This window comes from Bacillus sp. JCM 19034 (assembly GCF_001310635.1).
In the GTDB taxonomy this organism is placed as follows: domain Bacteria; phylum Bacillota; class Bacilli; order Bacillales; family Bacillaceae_D; genus Halalkalibacter.
The window spans coordinates 1-4,232 of the sequence record NZ_BAXR01000041.1 but is presented as its reverse complement, the minus strand read 5'-3'; the positions used below and the strand labels follow the sequence as shown (position 1 = coordinate 4,232).

General features: G+C 40.0%; 1 protein-coding gene. It reads left to right on the top strand.

Annotated features, from left to right (window positions below; all coding sequences use genetic code 11):
• A partial coding sequence (locus JCM19034_RS20405) for an isopeptide-forming domain-containing fimbrial protein (RefSeq protein WP_156324088.1) occupies positions 1–4,232 on the top strand: 4,232 nt, incomplete at both ends.

Genomic DNA, 4,232 nt, shown 5'->3' with positions numbered 1-4,232 from the left:
ACGATACATATCAAGTAGTGGTAGATGAACAAAACGTTTCCCTTGAATGGACGAAAGAGCAAATTGACGAGCTTGCAGGTAAGGAAGTTAAGCTGCGTATAACAGCTCAAGTAAAAGAGGAAGCGGTTTCTGGAGAGGGAATTGAAAACGTTGCAGAAGTTTACGTTGATGGCAATGCTTTGGAGACGAATCTTGCTGTTGTTATACCAATAGAAATGACTCCGGAAGAAGATTTGTCTCAAGAAGATCCAGAAAGTACCGATGAATTAGTACAAGGGGATCTAGAGACTACTGATACTGACGAAGAAGCTCAGACGGTGGAAGATGAAGAAATTGTAGAAGAGGAGATAAACTCCAATACACAATCTCAAATGGTAATAACATCATCAGAAGATGTGTATTCAAGCCAATTCCCATCATATCCCTTTAATGGGCCTGGTGCAATTACCGTTTTCGATAAAATTGGATTTTATCATCTTCAAGCTATAGGTGGTAGTAACGTTAATGGATATGACGTTTCACCAGACCCAGCTATAAAAGGTCGATATATTGATGTAGATGGAGATTCATCGACTTTTAGTAGTACATCTATGGAGTATATACCAAATGGAGAAGTTGAAGCAGCGTTTCTTTATATATTACCTAATAATATACAAACAACAACAGACGGAGAGTTAGGTACATTTATTGAAGGACCAAGCGGTGGTAGAATTCTTTTTGATTCAACTCCTCATGTAGTATATGATATTACAGATTTTGTTAAACAAGAAGGTGCTGGTCATTACTGGGGGAAAAACATAATATTGCGAAACCCATTATCTGTTCCTTGGGGTTCTGATGTTATAGCCAATTGGGATATCGTTTTTGTTGAAAAAAATGACGATTTACCACCAATGATGACAAAATTGAATTATTATTTTGGTTCTAGAACGGATAACCCTTCAACTTTATCAGATGAGCCCTTTTTGACAAAGCAAACTGGTAGTTTGATGGGAAGTATGGTAGCTAGTGTCTATGGTGGCAATGAAAATATAGGAAATGTCCAATATCAAATTATCTCATATAAAGATGGCCAAGTTGTGAATAGTTCTTTTATGAGTGATAGTACGAGAGATGAAAATAACTTTTGGAATGGAAGCATCACAAAAAATGGTCAAAATATAAGTACGAGAAATCCGGATCGGACACCTGCCAACGCTGATATTTTTAATTACAATTTTACCGATTCGATTTATTTTCCAGCAGGGATTGATCGATTAGATCAAATTTTTACGGCGGAACCTGTTGATGATAGGGGTAGTGTAGATGGGTATTCCCCTCACTTTTGGGGTGTTGCTTTAGAGATAATCCCTCCTGAATTAGAAATCAATAAGGAAGTCAGTAACAAACTTGGTGATAATTCACATTACGAAGTCGGTGATACGGTTGTATATACGATTGTTGCTAAAAATACAGTAGATGGAACAATAGCTAAGAATGTAACGATTGAAGATGAAATACCAAGTGGATTAGAATTTATAGAAGGTACTTTACAGGCTAGTCATAATGTAACCCCTGATTATAATAACGGGAAAATTACCGCAGACTTTGGTAATGTATCGGATACTGATGAGCGCACTGTTACGTTTGAAGCGAAGATTCTTGATGATCAGGCAGGGAATACGATTAAGAATATCGCTGTTGTAAATAGTGATGGAATGGATACGGTAGAATCTGAAGCCGAATTTAGCATTAGTGATCGGGATTTTGATCCATGCACTGCACCAGTTGCAATGATTAATGGTAGTTTTGAGGAACCGCCTGCAAGGAATGCTGGAGATACAGGATCCCCAGGATCGGAGCAATACTGGATGTACTTTTACGAGGATGAGGTTCCAGGATGGTATACTACTGCATCAGATAAACGAATACAAATCATGCAAGATTCCAATGAATTTTTAGGTGGATTCGAAGGATTGATTCCTGTTGTTGCAGCAGATGGAACTCAATATGCAGAATTAAATGCTCATGAACCATCTATGTTATACCAGGATGTCGAAACATCACCAGGTCAAACCATTTATTGGCGTCTAGCTCATCGAGGGGAATTTGGAGAAGATGTTATGCAGCTTCGCATTGGATCTGCTGAAAACGAACCGGAAACCCTTCCTGTTATTGAACAAATGGCTAGTCCAAACAACATGTGGACGTATTATACTGGAACGTATATTGTTCCAGAAGGCCAAACTATGACACGATTTGGTTTTGATGCTGTATCGTCTGCAAATGGCGATCCTGCCTGGGGTAACCTGATAGACGACATCTTCCTCGGAACAGAACCATGTGTGGCGGTCGAAAAAATGGTTTCTCCAGAAGGAGAGGTATTCGCTGGACAAGAATTAACGTATGAAGTAAATGTTAAGAACGAAGGCGGAGACATTGCGGCAAACACAATATTTGAGGATGTTATTCCTGAAGGTACGGAATATGTTCCAGGTTCTTTAAAAATTATTGATGGTCCTAACACAAGTGATTTAACTGATGACGCAGATGACGATGCCGGTGAATTTGATGGGGAAAAAGTCATCATTGATTTAGGCGATTTGCCAAACACGAATGATTTGCCTGATGGCATAACGGTTCAGTTTAAAGTAAAAGCACTGGACACGGATACGGAAAGAGAAGTTACGAATAAGGCATTAATTCATTATGACAATCTATTAGCAAGCGAAAGCGAAACAATCGAGACAAATGAAACTACGAATACCATCAAACCTTTGGAAGAAATTGATGCGTGTGCAAGACCAGTCGCATTGATTAATGGTAGTTTCGAAGAACCGGTATATTCTCTTGATGATCCTAGGCTAGTTGGTAGAAGCGGTTGGTTTGATGTACAACAGGAATATGTACCAGGATGGCAGACGACAGATTCATCTGGTTTGTTTGAAATTTTTAATCAGTCATTAATGGACCAAATCGAACCTGGCTCGATCCAGGATCAACAAGGTTTAAAAAATGAAGTCATTCACGGTGAACAGTTCGCAGAATTAAATAGTCGTGAGCCTGCTCAGCTATTCCAAGATTTAGAAACGACTCCAGGGCAAATCATTTATTGGCGTTTAGCTCATAAAGGTAGACTTGGTGATGATACGATGGCTGTTAAAATCGGCTCAGCGGACGTTGCTCCTAGTTTATTACCGACTATTGAGGAATTTACTTCGGGTAAAGATGAGTGGGAATACTATTCAGGAACATATATAGTACCCGCAGGTCAAACGGTAACACGATTTGGATTTGAAGCGATTTCTGCAGCTGGTGGAAATCCTGCAGCAGGAAACTTCTTAGACGACATCTTCCTCGGAACTGAACCGTGTGTGGTCGCTCAAAAAACAGTCTCACCGGATGGCGAAGTATACGCTGGTGACGAGTTAACTTATGAAGTGACAATTGTAAATAATGGTGGAGATATTGCCGCAGATGTCGTCTTTCAAGATGAAATTCCTGCAGGTACAGAATATGTGCCAGGATCGTTAAAAATTATCGATGGTCCAGGTTCAGGGGACTTAACGGATGAAGAAGAAGATGATGCCGGACATTTTGACGGTGAAAAGGTGATCGTTCATTTAGGAGACCTTCCGAATAGTAATGATTTACCTAATGGTGTCACTGTTCAATTTAAAGTAAAAGCGTTAGTGGATGATGCCATTGATGAAATCATCAACCAAGCACAAATTGAGTATGAAAATCTACTAACGAATGAAAAAGTAGAAACAGAAACAAATGAGACAACGACACCGTTAGCGTATCACGACCCAGTATTAGAGTCTGAAAAAGCAGCGGAACTAGTTGAAAAAGCGGATGGTAATACAGATGGAGATCACCCAGAAGTGGGAGATACACTGCTGTATACGATTCAAACACGTAATACAATCGAAGATAGCTTAGTGAAAAACCTGATCATCCGTGATGAACTACCAGAAGGCCTTGAGTATGTGCCAGGCACATTAGAGGTAGATGGCGAAGGTGTCACAGATGAAGAGGATGACGATGCTGGACATTATGTCGATGGCGAAATCGTTGGACAGTTCGGTGATGTCAGAGATACCGATTGGCATACGGTGACGTTCCAAGTAATAGTCGGTGAAGGTCAGGCGAGTCAAGATATTGAGAACATCGCAACGGTTGATGGCGACAATATTGATGACCCAGATAAGCCAAGTGAGGAAATCTTAGTCTATCCTCGTGAACCGAAA